The 16,288-nt window shown below is 38.8% G+C and carries 15 protein-coding genes and 2 pseudogenes; all 17 read left to right on the forward strand.

Annotated elements, in window-relative coordinates:
* A partial coding sequence (locus QI30_RS12990; protein ID WP_148113861.1) for an RNA-guided endonuclease TnpB family protein occupies nucleotides 1-380 on the forward strand: 380 nt, incomplete at its 5' end.
* A 131-nt stretch (nucleotides 381-511) separates the two neighbouring features.
* A pseudogene (locus tag QI30_RS12995) lies at nucleotides 512-1,474 on the forward strand (DUF2252 family protein); the annotation flags it as partial.
* Nucleotides 1,475-1,493: 19 nt separating this feature from the next.
* Nucleotides 1,494-1,637: a hypothetical protein gene (locus QI30_RS20465; protein ID WP_158621036.1), complete on the forward strand. Its 144-nt coding sequence runs from the start codon at nucleotides 1,494-1,496 to the stop codon at nucleotides 1,635-1,637.
* Between the two features lie 112 nt (nucleotides 1,638-1,749).
* Entirely contained in the window at nucleotides 1,750-2,217 is a 468-nt protein-coding gene (locus QI30_RS13000; protein WP_126991050.1) for an 8-oxo-dGTP diphosphatase, read from the forward strand.
* 117 nt (nucleotides 2,218-2,334) lie between these two features.
* Nucleotides 2,335-2,574, forward strand: coding sequence for a hypothetical protein (locus tag QI30_RS13005; RefSeq protein WP_126991051.1), 240 nt, complete (start codon nucleotides 2,335-2,337; stop codon nucleotides 2,572-2,574).
* A gap of 60 nt (nucleotides 2,575-2,634) precedes the next feature.
* Nucleotides 2,635-2,769: pseudogene (locus QI30_RS13010) on the forward strand (AraC family transcriptional regulator); the annotation flags it as partial.
* 247 nt (nucleotides 2,770-3,016) lie between these two features.
* Nucleotides 3,017-3,214, forward strand: coding sequence for a hypothetical protein (locus QI30_RS13015; RefSeq protein ID WP_126991053.1), 198 nt, complete (start codon nucleotides 3,017-3,019; stop codon nucleotides 3,212-3,214).
* 101 nt (nucleotides 3,215-3,315) lie between these two features.
* On the forward strand, nucleotides 3,316-3,738 hold the full coding sequence (locus QI30_RS13020; RefSeq protein WP_126991054.1) for a DUF1641 domain-containing protein: 423 nt from the start codon (nucleotides 3,316-3,318) through the stop codon (nucleotides 3,736-3,738).
* A gap of 36 nt (nucleotides 3,739-3,774) precedes the next feature.
* Nucleotides 3,775-4,965, forward strand: coding sequence for an NAD(P)/FAD-dependent oxidoreductase (locus tag QI30_RS13025; RefSeq protein WP_126991055.1), 1,191 nt, complete (start codon nucleotides 3,775-3,777; stop codon nucleotides 4,963-4,965).
* A 152-nt stretch (nucleotides 4,966-5,117) separates the two neighbouring features.
* Nucleotides 5,118-6,608: a D-alanyl-D-alanine carboxypeptidase/D-alanyl-D-alanine endopeptidase gene (gene dacB / locus QI30_RS13030; protein WP_233600594.1), complete on the forward strand. Its 1,491-nt coding sequence runs from the start codon at nucleotides 5,118-5,120 to the stop codon at nucleotides 6,606-6,608.
* Between the two features lie 137 nt (nucleotides 6,609-6,745).
* Nucleotides 6,746-7,627 carry an HNH endonuclease gene (locus tag QI30_RS13035; RefSeq protein ID WP_126991057.1) on the forward strand — a complete coding sequence of 294 codons (882 nt, stop codon included), beginning with the start codon at nucleotides 6,746-6,748 and terminating at the stop codon, nucleotides 7,625-7,627.
* A 33-nt stretch (nucleotides 7,628-7,660) separates the two neighbouring features.
* Nucleotides 7,661-8,659 carry a tetratricopeptide repeat protein gene (locus tag QI30_RS13040; RefSeq protein WP_126991058.1) on the forward strand — a complete coding sequence of 333 codons (999 nt, stop codon included), beginning with the start codon at nucleotides 7,661-7,663 and terminating at the stop codon, nucleotides 8,657-8,659.
* Nucleotides 8,660-8,758: 99 nt separating this feature from the next.
* Entirely contained in the window at nucleotides 8,759-10,048 is a 1,290-nt protein-coding gene (gene tig, locus QI30_RS13045; protein ID WP_126991059.1) for a trigger factor, read from the forward strand.
* Between the two features lie 156 nt (nucleotides 10,049-10,204).
* Entirely contained in the window at nucleotides 10,205-11,464 is a 1,260-nt protein-coding gene (clpX, locus tag QI30_RS13050; RefSeq protein WP_126991060.1) for an ATP-dependent protease ATP-binding subunit ClpX, read from the forward strand.
* 131 nt (nucleotides 11,465-11,595) lie between these two features.
* Complete coding sequence (gene lon, locus QI30_RS13055; RefSeq protein WP_126991061.1) at nucleotides 11,596-13,914, forward strand: endopeptidase La; 2,319 nt, start codon at nucleotides 11,596-11,598, stop codon at nucleotides 13,912-13,914.
* Nucleotides 13,915-14,544 (forward strand): ribosome biogenesis GTP-binding protein YihA/YsxC, encoded by a 630-nt coding sequence (gene yihA, locus QI30_RS13060; RefSeq protein ID WP_126991062.1) that lies wholly within the window; start codon nucleotides 13,915-13,917, stop codon nucleotides 14,542-14,544.
* A 296-nt stretch (nucleotides 14,545-14,840) separates the two neighbouring features.
* On the forward strand, nucleotides 14,841-16,196 hold the full coding sequence (hemA, locus tag QI30_RS13065; protein WP_126991063.1) for a glutamyl-tRNA reductase: 1,356 nt from the start codon (nucleotides 14,841-14,843) through the stop codon (nucleotides 16,194-16,196).
* The last annotated feature ends 92 nt before the right edge of the window (nucleotides 16,197-16,288 follow it).

Here is a 16,288-nt window from a genome sequence, read left to right on the forward strand (position 1 = left end):
AACGTGTCGCGTTTCAGCGGGAAGACTTTTTGAATAAGTTATCAACGGAACTCATTCGCCAGTACGACATCATCTGCCTAGAAGACTTACACACCAAAGGCATGTTGAAAAATCATAAACTAGCGAAAGCGATTAGTGACGTTTCTTGGACTTCTTTTGTGCAAAAACTGATGTATAAGGCGAAGTGGTATGGCCGAAAAATCGTAAAAGTTTCACGCTTCTATCCGTCGAGTCAGCTTTGTCATGTGTGTGGGCATCGAGACGGCAAGAAGTCCCTCGATATTCGCGAGTGGGTTTGTCCATCTTGCGGCACAATACTAGACCGAGACCTTAACGCAAGTCGGAATATTTTAGCTGAAGGGCTCACTACGTTAATCTAACAACCGTAGGAACTACGGGGCTCGCCTACTAAAGAAGTGAAGCCGCTGTTCGAGCTGTTGGAACAAGCAAGCACTGTTCGTAGGAATCCCCTACTTCAAGCACATTCAAAGAATGGCTAAGTGGGGGTAGTTCAAACGATATTTTGCGCATGAGTACGAGCGTTGCGCTTTATGCCGATGAGCAAGGACGCACAGCAGAAGAGCAACGGACATTCATACGGACATTTACGGAAAGCTATTATAAGCAACTAGCGTGTTTTGTGGCGAATGAACAAGATCCGCTAACGCTTGTATTCACAGTAGACAATACGAAAAAACCGATAAAAAAAGTATTAAAAAAATTAGAAAAGCGTAAGCGCAATCATCTCTTAGCCGACATTACGTACAGTAATGAGCGAAGCGAACGCGTATTTCATTTTGACGAAGAGGTGCAGCCAGTAACGGGACATGAGGCGATGCAAATTGAGGCGGTTATGCAGGACTATATAAAGACACTTGAGAAAAAACATGTGCCCAATGCACAGCATTTTCGCATTAAAGATATTGCGCGTAAATACGGCTCAGGGACGGCTTCTATTGGCCTAAGCCGCTATTATATTTTGATTGAGGGCGGGCTAGAAGCGGGAGGTCATGATGATTTGGTGCTTGAAATGAAAGAAGCACGTCCGCCAGTGCCAGCTTATTTTCTACCCTACAACGAAACATTTTGGCAGAAACATCCGCATCAAGGAGAACGCGTTGTAGCGACACAAAAAGCGATGCATCATTTAAATGATCCGTATGTTGGCTATATGACTATTGGCGATAAGGAGTTTTATATTCGTGAACGGTCCCCATATAAAAAGAAAGTGAAGCCGAACGATTTAGTGACGGAGAAGGATTATAAGCGGACGGTTGAGACGATGGGCTGTGTCGCGGCGAAAATCCATACGCGTGCAGATATCGAAGGGGCATATCGTAGCGCAGAAGAAATTTTAGAGGCGATTACTGACAAAGAGCAGTTTATTCACTATGTATCGTATGCGACATTTATGTATAAGGAGCAAGTGAAGAGAGATTATGAAACATTTAAGACGGCCATAATTCTCCGATAAAGGAATGAGGGGGGATTATATGCCAATACCATTTGAAAAAGAAGTACGTTGTAAAAAATGTGGAGTAGTCATTAAAACAATAAGACTTGGGGATGCGATAAAGCCAGAGGAACTGCTTATTTTAGTAAATAGCTATTGTAAAAAATGTCGTCATCAAAAATAAATAAGCGGGAGATTTCAATTTCCTGCTTGTTCAATTTTTAAGCGCTATTGTAGGATTGAAATCAATATTTTAAAAGCAGTATGATAAGTGTAGAAAAGGGGCGTGAACAAATATGATTAATACGGATATTTATACGATGTGTATTGTGAAGAAAGAAGAGCGTATTTTATTACTAAATCGTCCACCAGAACGAGGCTTTCCAGGGTATCTAGGGCCGGGTGGTAAAGTGGATTTTCCTGAGAGCATTGCAGAAGGTGCAGCTCGTGAAGTTTTTGAAGAAACAGGGCTCAAGGTGAAAAATCTCATCTATAAAGGTGTGGATGGCTATGCGGATACGAAAAATAATTATCGCTATATGGTATTTAATTATGTCGCAACAGATTTTGAAGGTACATTACTCGAACATCCACCAGAAGGCGAATTGTGCTGGGTTACATTAGATGAAGCAATGTCATTACCAATGCAGCCATGGTTTAAACGTCGATTTCCATTGTTTTTTGAAGAGGGGGTGTTTGAAATTCACGGAGAATGGAACGAAAGTAGGCAAGAGGTGGAAGGATATAGAATCCATAAAATGTAATTTTATGTAAAAACCAATTCCTTTTGGCGCCTTTTTTAAAGTACGCGAAATTTCTCTCGAAAATTCATTTATTTTGTCGCTAAATTAGATGTTGGTAATCGTGAAGGAGGAATTTTTGTGGGAGTAGACGAAGAACGTTTAGTTATTGAAGAAACGTTTCACATCCCAGTAACTGTTGTGCATAATGCAACAAAAGAAATTTTACATACAATGGCTTATATAGGGGCTCAACCTTTTATTGCACAAGTTATGAAAAAAACATTTCCTAAAGAATGGGCATCTTATCAAAAATGGCGTGTTAATAATATCGAATGCTATTATCTTTTTAAGCGACAGACAACTACGATTATTGTTTGACCTGTCGTACATTTTCGCTTTTCATTAGCACATTTTACTGATGAAATACGCGTTACATATGCAATGATTGATGAAGGAAAGGTCAATCACTCTATTGCGAAGTTGCTTCACTTTCATGATCAAAGCCATTTTACAAAAGTTTCAAAAAAATTCACAAACTGTACACCAAAGCAGTTTCGCAGTATTTATAGTTAGCGGCATCCTGTTTTCTTTAAAAACTTAAGTATTCATTTCGGCGATTTATAACGATTTATGTTATGATAGTGAAGGTGTTAAATATTTTAACGTTAAAATATTTAAAGATTCATAGAAGTTTTGAAAAAATTCTATGAAAAAAAGTTATTGAAAGAATTTTCAGTTAATCACTATAGGAATTATCGTTAGACAGGTGTATAATCCTTTGTGAAAGGCTTCACGAAATCGTAAAAAGGAAGTTTTCCGAATGCGTGCAAATCTCGATAAACAACTGTTTTTCAAAGTAATCTATGTTAAAATTGATTTGAGATTTGTTGACAACACCTATTTGAACAGTCTTGAACATTCGCATTATGTTACTTGTTATTTGTCGTTTCTTCACTTCATTGAATGGAAGTTTGATGAAGGAATGGAAAGTTGCACCGCGACGATGGGCGATGCCTGAAAGATCATTTAGAAGCGCATTACACTAGAGCAAAATGCTCTTAGACACAAATTTCACGTTTGTGAAGTCACAGAAATAGTTATTGTAAAGGAGAATTGGATATGTCAGAACAGACTACTCAATCACAACAACCAGCAGTAAACCAACAACAATTAGACGTACTTGACCAATTATTAGATCCACAAGTACAAGCTTCATTAACAGCTTTAGTGAACGAATTACCAAAACTTGCAGAAATGGTGACAACTCTTACACAAGTGTATGATGTGGCACAAGGTCTTGCTACAGATACGGTATTCAAAAATGATATGGTCAACGCGACTTCTGAAATCGTAGGACCAGTCGTAAAATCTGCAAAAGGTTTAGCTGCAACTGCAATTGAAGCAAAAGACCGCGCAGATGTAAGCCACGAACAAATCGGCTTATTCGGCATTTTAAAATTAATGAAAGACCCACAAGTACAAAGCGTATTCCGTTTTGCAAATGCTTTCTTAGAAGTTTCAAAAGAAAAACAAAACCACTAATATTCCACAACACTTAGTAACATGGAGGTTTAACCAATGAAAAAAATCGTCATTTTAGGTGCAGGTTACGGCGGCGTATTATCTGCATTAACAGTTCGTCAATATTTAGATGGCAACGAAGCCGAAGTAACTGTTGTTAACAAATACCCAACACACCAAATCATCACGGAATTACACCGTCTAGCAGGTGGCACAGTAAACGAAAAAGCGGTTGCTTTTGACTTAGGAAAATTATTCCGCGGCAAAGACATCAAGCTAAAAATCGCAACTGTTGAATCATTCTCAGTAGACAACAAATCAGTAAAATTAGATAACGGTGAAAACTTATCATACGACGCATTAGTTGTCGCATTAGGTTCAAAAACAGGCTACTTCGGTATTCCGGGACTTGAAGAAAATTCATTCGTTCTAAAATCAGTTGAAGATGCGAACACAATCCGTGAACACATCATCTCTAAAATCAAATCATTCGCTGAAACAGGCAACAAAGCTGATGCCACAATCGTTATCGGTGGTGGTGGTCTAACAGGTGTTGAACTTGTTGGTGAAATCGTTGATAATATGCCGAAAATCGCAGCAAAATACGGCGTAAAAGCATCTGATTTAGACATTAAATTAGTGGAAGCTGGCCCACGTATTTTACCAGTACTTCCTCAAGAATTAATCGAACGCGCGACAAAATCACTTGCAGACCGCGGCGTTGAATTCTTAACAGGTCTTCCTGTAACAGGCGTTGAAGGCAATGTTGTGTCACTTAAAGATGGCCAAAAAATCGAAGCAAACACAGTCGTTTGGACAGGTGGCGTAGCCCAATATCCAATCGTAGAAGAATCAGGTTTAGTTTGTAACCGCGGGAAAGCCGTAGTAAATGACTTCTTACAATCAGATTCTCACCAAGATGTATTCGTTGTAGGGGATGCAGCAGCAGCTTACGCACCAGGTGCAAACAAAGAAACAGATCGTCCATATGCGCCAACAGCTCAAAATGCTTGGCAAATGGGTGAATTAGTTGGGTACAACTTATTCGCTTACTTAACAGGCAAAGAAATGAACGAATTCGCACCAGTAGATTCTGGTACACTTGCGTCACTAGGTCGTAAAGACGGCGTCGCAACAGTTGGTGGCAACAGCACACAACTAAAAGGTTTACCAGCATCATTAATGAAAGAAGCGTCTAACATTCGCTACTTATCTCACATTAAAGCACTTTACGGTTTAGCTTACTAAGCCATATAGATTTTGAAGAGGCTTTGCATAGTGCAAAGCCTTTTTTTAATGCACACAAAAAAGGTGTTAAAATTTGTAATCAAAAAGTAATATAAATTTGTTGTTGTTTGCACCTATAATAAAACGAGAGAGGGGCGAATGACGTGAATAAAATGAAACGTGTATCGTTCGCAAGTGCTTTAGCAGGGCTATTTCTATTTAGTCCCGTTATGGAATCACAGGCGGCAACAACTAATACGACACAAAAAGAAATTTTAACAAATTCGACAATAAAAACATTAAATAAAACATTAGAAGCTTCAACATTAACAACAGGTATTAGCGTACGAGATGCAAAAACGGGTAAAAGTTTGTATACATATAATGCCAAAAATTTAATGTCGACGGCATCGAATATGAAATTATTAACAGGTTCTGCAGCACTTAGTACATTAGGTGAAAATTATCGCTTTACAACAACGGTAAAAACGACCGGGAAATTAAAGAAAAATGGCACACTAATGGGGGACATTTATTTAGTTGGACAAGGGGACCCGACGCTGCATAAATCAGATTTGACGCATTTCGCGAAAGTATTAAAAGCAAAAGGAATCAAAAAAATTAGTGGTCATGTGTACGGTGATGAGAGCTGGTTTGATAATAAATATTTAGCGCCAGGCATTAATAAAGCCGATTCATTAACGTATTACGGTGCACCCGTATCTGCACTCGCAACATCACCAAACAAAGAATATGATACCGGCACAGTCGTTGTTTATGTGAAGGGCGATAAAGAGGGGAAGGAACCAAAAGTAGCCTTTAGCGCAAAAGGTCATTTAAAAGTTGTGAATAAAGCAAAGACCGTCAAAAAAGGCGATACAACAGCAATTAAAATTTCACGTAAATATGGAACAAATAAAGTATATGTAACAGGGAAAATTGCAGAAGGTTCAAAAACCGATAAATGGATTTCAGTGGATGATCCATCCAAACATACGATGACAATTTTTACGACGGAATTAACAAAAGCCGGTATTACACTAAAAAATCCTGCGTATAAATTAGCAGTTACACCGAAAAAAGGTACGACTACACGTATTACAGATAAATCTGTCCCACTTAAATCGATTATGGTGCCATTTATGAAATTAAGTAATAATGGGATTGCAGATACATTAACAAAAACAATGGGTAAAAAAGTATTCAATAAAGGGACAAATGCAAGCGGCGTGAAAGCAATTCAAACATATGCGACAGCACATTCTGTGTCAGCGAAGAATTGGACGTATATTGATGGTTCGGGCTTATCACATCAAGATAAAGTAACCGCAAATCAAATGACGAAATTTTTATACCATGCACAAAAGGAAAAATACTATAAAACATTGTACACAAGCTTACCAGTCGCAGGAAATGATGAACGTATGGTAGGTGGCACATTACGTTACCGCTTTACAACAGCTGATATGGTCAATCGTATTGTGGCAAAAACAGGTTCAATTAATAATGTACGCACACTAAGTGGCTATATGACCCAAAAAGACGGAGATCCACTAATTGTGAGTGTTTTAACAAGCGGGTCATCTTCAACGGCCTTGATTGACTCCGTTGTTACAACAATTATTAATGATGATGTAGTTGTCACAGCTAAGAAAACAAAGTAATAGGCTAAATAAAGCAGGAATCCTCGTTATATAGAGGTTTTCTGCTTTTTATTTTGCTTTTGTTGCAAGCATTTTGTTCTCTCGTCAGAATGTGTATACTTAGAAGTAACGAAACTATCAACGAATGAGGGAATGTTATGAACGGGTTAATCGTCATGCAAGGTGAAACATATGAAGAGGAGCGCAAACAATCGCTTCTTCAAACAGCTATTTTTGACCGATCAGGCGCGCGCAATTTTTCATGGGAATATATGAATGATTTAGTGCCGGGGGATTTAGTGATGCATTATGTGAAAGGGCAAATTAAAGCACTTAGTGTTGTAAAAGAGCCGACGCATATTGTGACAGATGAGGCAGGGCAAAAAAAATACCGGGCAAAGGTGGCGTATACTGATTTAGAACGACCACTAGACATTGCGCCTTTATTTGAAAACATTCGTCCATTGTTACCTGAAAAATATGCGCCATTCCAACAAGATGGTAGTGGCAATAGCGGCTATTTATTTCCGATTCATGTAGAATTAACGCTTTATTTAATTAAGCAATTGCGAATTGTTGTCGAGGATCAATTGATTCAGCCGACTTTATTAGAGGAAACAAGTAATTTGACGGTGTCGTTGTTAGGAAAACTCCGTGATTGGCAAACAGCATTTATCGCACAACGTGATGAATTCTTACAACAACGACGTCTTGATGCACTAACAGAGCATACGAACTGTGCCATTTGTGGGGCGGCATTTGCACCTTTATTAGATGTGCCGTTTATAAAAGCACCTGAAAAATGTACACAAGAAGAGCGACTCGATAAATATAATGCGCTTGTACTTTGTCATAATCATCATATGTTGTTTAAGGAAGGGCTTGTGACGATGAATGATAAAGGGCAGCTACTCGTATCCGAGCGTTTAATGGATGAGCAGTATGCACTTGGTTTGTATGAGGGACAACAAGTTATGCTTGTAAAAGAGCAGAAAAAGTATGTGAAATGGCATAGGAATCAAGTGTTTCAGTCAATATAATATGATATGATTTTGCAAAAGGAGCGTCCGAGCATGCCAAAGAAAAAATACATTACAAAAGAGAACGTTATTATGTTTCCAGGTACGCTGGAACGTTTTAAGACGCAAGCGCATCATTATGCGGAAAATTATCAATATGACTTAGCTATTGAAGCGTTTGAAAAAGTGTTGGCGTATGAAGAGGGTGATGAGCAATTACTCAGTGCCTATGCTTTTTCATTATTTGAAGTGAAGCGTTTTGAAGAAGCCCGTGCCATTTGCGAAGAATTATTCGCGATGGGTACAGATATGTATATTGAAGTGATGGAGCTTTATTTATCAACTTGTATGGAATTACGTGAATTTCAACATGTGGAAGCTATTATTTCACAATTGATGACGGAAAATGTTATTCCACCGCAATCATTCGAGCAATTTGAACATATTCGCGCCTTGAATGGTCGCATCGCGGCTTCTGAGCGTAACAAAGAAGAGCAAACGCATGTTGAAGAGCAACTAGATGAATCTAATTATTTACTCGATGCTTTTTTTGAACAATCTTTATTAAAACAAGTTCAATTACTACGTACCCTGCAACAAACGAATGTGCGTCCGATTGCGAAACGTTTAAAAAACATTATTGAATCAGAAGATGTTCATCCGATGGTGCAATCAATTGCGCTCTATATTTTGGTAGAGCAAGAAGTATCGATTTATGTAGAAGTATCAAAATTTGGTCACACAGAACTTGTTAATACGGCGACGCTTGTACTGCCTGAAAATATGGAAATTGTCGCTCGTGTACTAGAACTTGTCGAAAATAAGCTAGAACAAGAAGTTTCAACGTGTGACATGGTACAATATTTAATAGCGCGTCACGTGCTTGTTACGTATCCGTTTGCATGGTTTGACTATGAGGCGGAAGAGCTCGTAGAAGGCTATATTGATTATGTACATCAGATGTTTGGCCACCCTGCACAAAGCAATTCCGAATTGCAAAACTTTTTTGCAGAACTCGAAAAATTTTCAGAGCTCCCTGAAGCGCGAAAATGAGTTGAAAGTGAACGGAACTATGATATACTAAAACAGTTATCAAATGAGCGGTAAAACACAATTTTAAGCTCTTTGAATTTAATTTTGGAGGTTATACACATGTCAGCAAAATGGGAAAAACAAGAAGGCAACAACGGTTTATTAACAGTTGAAGTGCCAGCTGAAGAAGTAAATGCAGCATTAGATGCAGCATTCAAAAAAGTAGTAAAACAAATCAACGTACCAGGCTTCCGTAAAGGTAAAATGCCTCGCCAATTATTCGAGAAAAAATTCGGCGTAGAATCTTTATACCAAGATGCACTTGATATCTTACTACAAGCTAACTACACAAAAGCAATCGATGAAACAGGTATCTCTCCAGTAGATCAACCAGAAATCGACTTCGCTCCAGATGCTCTAGGCAAAAACCAACCTTTCACTTTCACAGCGAAAGTTGTTGTTATTCCTGAAGTAAAACTAGGCGACTACAAAGGCTTAGAAGTTTCTAAAGAATCTGTAGAAGTAACAGACGAAGAAGTTGAAGCAATCCTTGTTGAAAACCAAAAACGTCTTGCTGAATTAGTAGTAAAAGAAGATGGCGCTGTTGAAAACGGTGACACTGCTGTAATCGACTTCGAAGGCTTCCAAGATGGCGAAGCATTCGACGGTGGTAAAGGCGAAGATTACGCTTTAGAAATCGGTTCTAACTCATTCATCCCAGGCTTCGAAGAACAATTAATCGGTGCTAAAACTGGCGAAGAAAAAGAAGTAGAAGTTACTTTCCCAGAAGAATACCACGCTGCTGAATTAGCTGGTAAACCTGCTGTATTCAAAGTAACAGTTAAAGAAATCAAAGCTAAAGAACTTCCAGAATTAAACGATGACTTAGCTTCTGAAATCGACAGCGAAGTTGACACTTTAGACGCTTTACGCGCTAAATTAAAAGAAACTACTGCTAAACAAAAAGAAGAAGCTGTAGAAGGCAAATTACGTGACGATTTAGTAGAAGCTGCTGCTGCAAACGCTACAATCGACGTACCAGAAGCTATGGTTGAAACTGAATTAAACCGTATGTTACAAGAGTTCAACCAACAACTTCAAATGCAAGGTTTAAACCTTGACTTCTACTACCAAATCTCAGGTACTGATGAAGCTTCATTCCGCGCTGAACGTAAAGAAGAAGCTGCACAACGCGTAAGCGTATCATTAGTATTAGATGCAATCGCTGAAGCTGAAGGCATCGAAGCTACTGAAGCTGACATTGAAGCAGAACTTGCTAAAATGGCTGAACAATTCAAAATGACAGCTGACCAAATCACAGCTGCTCTAGGTGGTACTTCAATCATCACGCATGATGTAAAAGTACAAAAAACTGTTGAGTTCTTAGTTGAAAACGCTAAAATTGCTTAATCTTTCTTCTATAGAAGAATAAACATCAAAGACAAGGTGCGGTTTTTTTCCGTACCTTGTTTTGTCATACATAGACGTATAAAGAGGAGTCATGGGCATTATAGTTGCTAAAACAGTAACTATCTTGTAACATTGGCTTGAATAGGGGTGAAATAATTGTTCAAATTTAATGATGAAACAGGCAATTTAAAATGTTCTTTCTGTGGGAAACCGCAAGAACAAGTGCGCAAGCTTGTGGCAGGTCCTGGTGTTTACATTTGTGATGAATGTATCGATCTTTGCTCTGAAATCGTAGTAGAAGAACTAGGCACAGAAGAAGAAGTAGAAATCAAAGATGTTCCAAAACCACAAGAAATTCGTACCATTTTGGATGATTATGTCATCGGTCAAGATCGTGCGAAAAAAGCCCTTTCTGTAGCAGTATATAACCACTACAAACGTGTTAATTCAAATAGTAAAATTGATGATGTCGAATTGGCAAAATCAAACATCGTTTTAATCGGACCAACAGGTAGCGGTAAAACGTTATTAGCACAAACATTGGCTCGCATTATTGATGTACCGTTCGCTATCGCAGACGCCACTTCATTAACTGAAGCTGGGTACGTTGGTGAAGACGTAGAAAATATTTTATTAAAATTAATTCAATCAGCTGATTATGATATTGAACGTGCACAAAAAGGGATTATCTATATTGATGAAATCGATAAAGTCGCACGTAAGTCTGAGAACCCATCCATTACACGTGATGTTTCTGGTGAAGGTGTACAACAAGCACTTCTAAAAATCTTAGAAGGTACAACTGCAAGCGTTCCACCACAAGGCGGTCGTAAGCATCCACATCAAGAATTTTTACAAATCGATACGACGAATATTTTATTCATCGTTGGTGGAGCATTTGATGGTATCGAACAAATCATCAAACGCCGCTTAGGTTCAAAAGTAATTGGCTTTGGTTCTGAACAGAAAAAAGTAGATGACGATAAGTTCATGCAATACTTGATTCCAGAAGACTTATTAAAATTCGGTTTAATTCCTGAATTTATTGGTCGTCTGCCAGTATTGGCTAGTCTTGAACAACTTGACGAGGCAGCGCTTGTTCAAATTTTAACAGAGCCTAAAAACTCGCTAACGAAGCAATATGTCAAAATGCTTGAGTTAGACGGTGTTGAGCTTGTATTTGAGAAAGAAGCGTTATTTGAAATCGCCAAAGAAGCAATCGAACGTAAAACAGGTGCTCGTGGTCTTCGTTCAATTATTGAAGATACGATGCTTGATGTCATGTTCGAATTACCTTCTCGTGAAGATGTTGTAAAATGCATTATCACAAAAGAAACACTACAAGATAAAGCACGTCCGAAACTTATTTTAGAAGACGGAACTGAAGTTCAAGACGATGAAAAAACATCGGCATAAACTTTAACAGCTTTTGCTGGCTTCGATTGTCTCAATGAACGGTCGCAGCCAGCTTTTTTTCTGTTTATATAACAAAAATGCAGTTCGATTTGCGGGTAAATTGAATATGCAATGATGGAGGTGGGCCCCGCATGGTAGTTACACAACATATCCCAATGATTCCGCTACGTGGTCTCGTTGTATTCCCAAAAATGTCTTTACATATTGATGTAGGTCGTGAACGTTCGATGGCTGCTGTTGATGATGCAATGAAAGCAGATCAACTTGTTTTTTTAGTAACGCAAAAGCAAGCAGCTACTGAAAACCCAACACGCGAAGATTTTTACGCGATGGGCGTTGTTGCATACGTGAAGCAACTCGTAAAATTGCCCAATGATTCAATGCGTTTAATCGTTGAGGCAAAGTATCGTGCTTCTGTCACAGAAATGATTGAAGAGAATAGCGCAACTTTTGTAAATGTCGAAACTTTTGAAGATGACGCACAAGTAGATGTATTAGTCGAATCATTTATGCGTCTTGTAACCGACCAATTTTCTCGTTATGTGAAAATGAACGGTCGTATGTCTCCAGATTTAATCGATCATGCACAAGAGATTGATGAGCCGGGCCATTTAGCCGATTATATCGCGACACAATTACCATTGAAAATGAAGGCGAAACAAGAGATTCTAGGTATTACAGATGTGCGTGAACGATTAGAAACGTTAATGAATCGCTTGCAAAATGAGCAAGAAATTTTAGTTGTTGAAAAACGGATTAATAGTACGGTGAAGCGCGCGATGGAAAAAACACAAAAAGAGTTTTATCTACGTGAGCAAATGAAGGCAATTCAAAAAGAACTTGGCGATAAAGACGGCAAACAAAAAGATAGCGAAGCATTACGCGAAAAAATTCTTGATGCAGGTATGCCAGACGAAACTTTGAAAGTGGTTTTAAAGGAACTAGCACGCTATGAGGCGATTCCTGTCCAAGCTGCAGAGAGCAGTGTTATCCGAAATTATTTAGATTGGATGGTTGCAATTCCGTGGTCAAAAGCAACGAAAGACCGCCACAACCTGAAAAAAGCAGAGCAAATTTTGAATAAAGATCATGAAGGTCTTGAAAAAGTAAAAGAGCGTATTTTAGAATTCTTAGCGGTACAGCAATTAAAAGGCTCATTAAAAGGCCCGATTCTATGCTTAGTTGGTCCACCCGGTGTTGGTAAAACATCACTAGCACAATCAATTGCAAAATCATTAAATCGTGAATTTGTCCGCATGTCACTAGGTGGTGTACGTGATGAATCTGAAATTCGTGGTCATCGCCGTACGTATGTAGGCGCGATGCCGGGACGTATTATTCAAGGTATGAAAAAAGCTGGCACAACAAATCCTGTCTTCTTATTAGATGAAATTGATAAAATGGCGAATGACTTCCGCGGCGATCCTGCGGCGGCAATGCTTGAAGTATTAGATCCCGAGCAAAATGGTACATTTAGTGATCACTTCATTGAAGAACCATACAATTTATCAAATGTGTTATTCGTTGCGACAGCAAATGATTTAGGTGGCATTCCTGGTCCTTTACGTGACCGTATGGAAATCATTCAAATTGCTGGCTATACGGAGCTTGAAAAATTGGCGATTGCAAAAAATCATTTAACACCTCGTCAAATCGAGGACCATGGTTTAACAAAATCACAAGTCCAAGTAAAAGAAGATGTGTTAAAAGATTTAATTCGTTATTATACACGCGAGGCAGGTGTAAGGGGCTTAAACCGCGTCATTGCAACGCTTTGTCGTAAGGCAGCAGGTACCATTGTGCGCGGCGATAAGAAAAAAGTCGTCTTTACAGCGAAAACATTAGAGGATATACTCGGAAAGCACCGTTTCCATTACGGACAAGCGAACGAAGAAAACCTTGTTGGTGTTGCAACAGGTCTTGCGTATACAACAGCTGGTGGCGATACGCTTCAAATCGAAGTGTCGATTTCACCAGGAGCAGGGAAAATTCAGTTAACAGGGAAACTTGGCGATGTTATGAAAGAGTCTGCACAAACGGCGTTATCGTATGTGCGCTCACAACAAGAAAAGTATGATATTGCCGACGATTTCTTTGCGAAGCATGATGTGCATATTCACGTTCCAGAAGGTGCCGTACCAAAAGATGGTCCATCTGCTGGGGTGACGATGGTAACAGCATTAACATCTGCTATCACAAATACACCGATTCGTAAGGAAGTTGGTATGACCGGGGAAGTAACACTTCGCGGTCGCGTGCTACCAATTGGTGGCTTAAAGGAAAAATCGTTAAGTGCACACCGCGCTGGTTTAACAACGATTATTATTCCAAAACAAAACGAACGCGATTTAGATGATATTCCACAAAGCGTGCGTGATGAATTAACATTCCACGCCGTATCGAACGTGGAGGACGTACTAGCAATCGCTTTAGACGGAGGAAACAATTAAATGAAAGTCCATAATGTAGATATGATAATGAGTGCGGTTCGACCTGAGCAGTACCCAGAGGAAGGCTACCCAGAATTTGCGCTAGCAGGACGTTCAAATGTAGGGAAATCTTCATTTATTAACCGCATGATTGGTCGTAAAGCATTGGCGCGTATTTCAGCGAAACCTGGTAAAACGCAAACGCTTAATTTCTATAAAATCGAAGAGCAATTATTTTTTGTCGATGTACCAGGATATGGCTATGCGAAAGTATCAAAAAGCGAGCGTGAAGCATGGGGTAAAATGATTGAGACGTATTTAACAGCGCGTCGTCAATTAAAAGCCGTTGTGCAAATCATTGACTTGCGCCATGAACCAACAGATGATGACTGTATGATGTATGATTTCTTAAAACATTATGAAATCCCAACAATTATCATTGCCACAAAAGCGGATAAAGTGAAAAAAGGGAAATGGGAACATAATAAAAAAGTGATCAAAGAAGTACTTGATATGGACCCACGTGACCCAATTATCTTATTCTCTTCTGAAACAGGTAAAGGGTATGACCAAGCATGGGAAGAAATTGAAAAATATCTAGGTGAAGATTTAGAAGATGTTGATTTAGATACAACAAATATGAAAAAGTAACAAAGAGCAGGGGTATCCAATAAGGATGCAGCCTGCTTTTTTGTTGTCAAATGTTTTTTGAAAGTGGAATTGGGAAGTGAAGGGAAGAGAGAAATAATTGTGACGGCTTCGTGAAGTTCCCTTCATTTCAAGACAATAAGGTTGAAATTTTAGGTGATAACGAGTATATTCTTAATTAGAATAATTATAATTAAACAATAGAACAATGCACATAGGACATAAAAAAAGAAGCAGTTTCTCAAGATGGACTATGCTATAATAGAGAAGTTAATTTGAACGTGAGAGGTGTATTATTCATGCATACCCTAGTAGTAGGCTTGAACTATAAAACAGCTCCCGTCGAAATCCGTGAAAAATTTTCGTTTGCTGATGGTACGTTAGCGGATGCGATGAGAGCATTACAAGGACAAAAAAGCATTTTAGAAAACGTAATCGTATCGACATGCAATCGCACAGAAATCTATGCAGTTGTCGACCAAGTACATACAGGTCGCCATTTTGTGAAGCAATTTTTAGCTACGTGGTTCCGTATGCCAGTGGAAAGCTTCGAACCACATTTATATATTCGCGAAGACGATGCATCGCTAAATCATTTATTTAAAGTGACAGCGGGAATTGATTCGATGGTACTTGGCGAAACACAAATTTTAGGCCAAGTAAAAAGCAGCTTTTTAGAAGCGCAACAAATTGGTACAACAGGTACGATTTTTAATCATGTCTTCAAACAGAGCGTGACATTTGCGAAGAAAGCGCATGACGAAACAAGCATTGGTGAAAATGCTGTGTCTGTATCGTATGCAGCTGTAGAGCTTGCAAAAAAAATCTTCGGTTCATTAAAGAAAAAACATATCGCGATTTTAGGCGCTGGTAAAATGGGCGAGCTTGCGATGGAAAACTTATATGGCAGTGGTGTCGGTCAAGTAACGGTTATTAACCGTACATTTGAAAAAGCAGAATCACTTGCAGCAAAGTTCCATGGTGAAGCGAAATCGATGCAGGAATTACAATGTACGCTATTAGATGCGGATATTTTAATTACTTCAACAGGTGCTACGAGCTATGTTATTGACCGTGAGTTAATGGAATTTGTGGATAGTATGCGTAAAGGTAAACCGCTATTTATGGTAGATATCGCCGTACCACGTGATATCGATCCAACTGTAGGCGAGCTTGAAAATATTTTCTTATACGACATTGATGATTTACATGGTATCGTAGAGGCGAACTTAGCAGAGCGTGAACGTGCAGCTATGCAAATTACAAACATGATTGATGGCGAGCTAGATGAAATTAATGAATGGGTTGGTCAACTTGGTGTTGTACCAGTCATTTCAGCATTGCGTGCAAAGGCGAATATCATTCAACAAGAAACGATGAAGAGCATTGAAAATAAAATGCCTGATTTAACAGATCGCGAGCGTAAAGTATTGAGCAAACATACAAAATCAATCGTCAATCAGTTGTTGAAAGAACCAATTCTTCAAGCAAAAGAGCTTGCAGGTGAAGCAAATGCAAAAGAGCAATTGGCATTATTCGAGCGTATTTTTGGGATTGAAGAGGCTGTCGAACTAGAAAAAGAAAAGCATCAATTAGCGGAAAAAGAACGCCGTGTTAAAGCGACAATTGACCAAACAAATTTACTATTTAATTAAATCTTTTTGCGAGCGTTTTCGTATCTATATGTTAAACTTGTAGATATGAGGGCGCTTTTTTGTGCAATTTAGTTAAGTAGCAGAAGGAGATC

The organism is Candidatus Kurthia intestinigallinarum (assembly GCF_003991225.1).
GTDB classification, from domain to species: domain Bacteria; phylum Bacillota; class Bacilli; order Bacillales_A; family Planococcaceae; genus Kurthia; species Kurthia populi.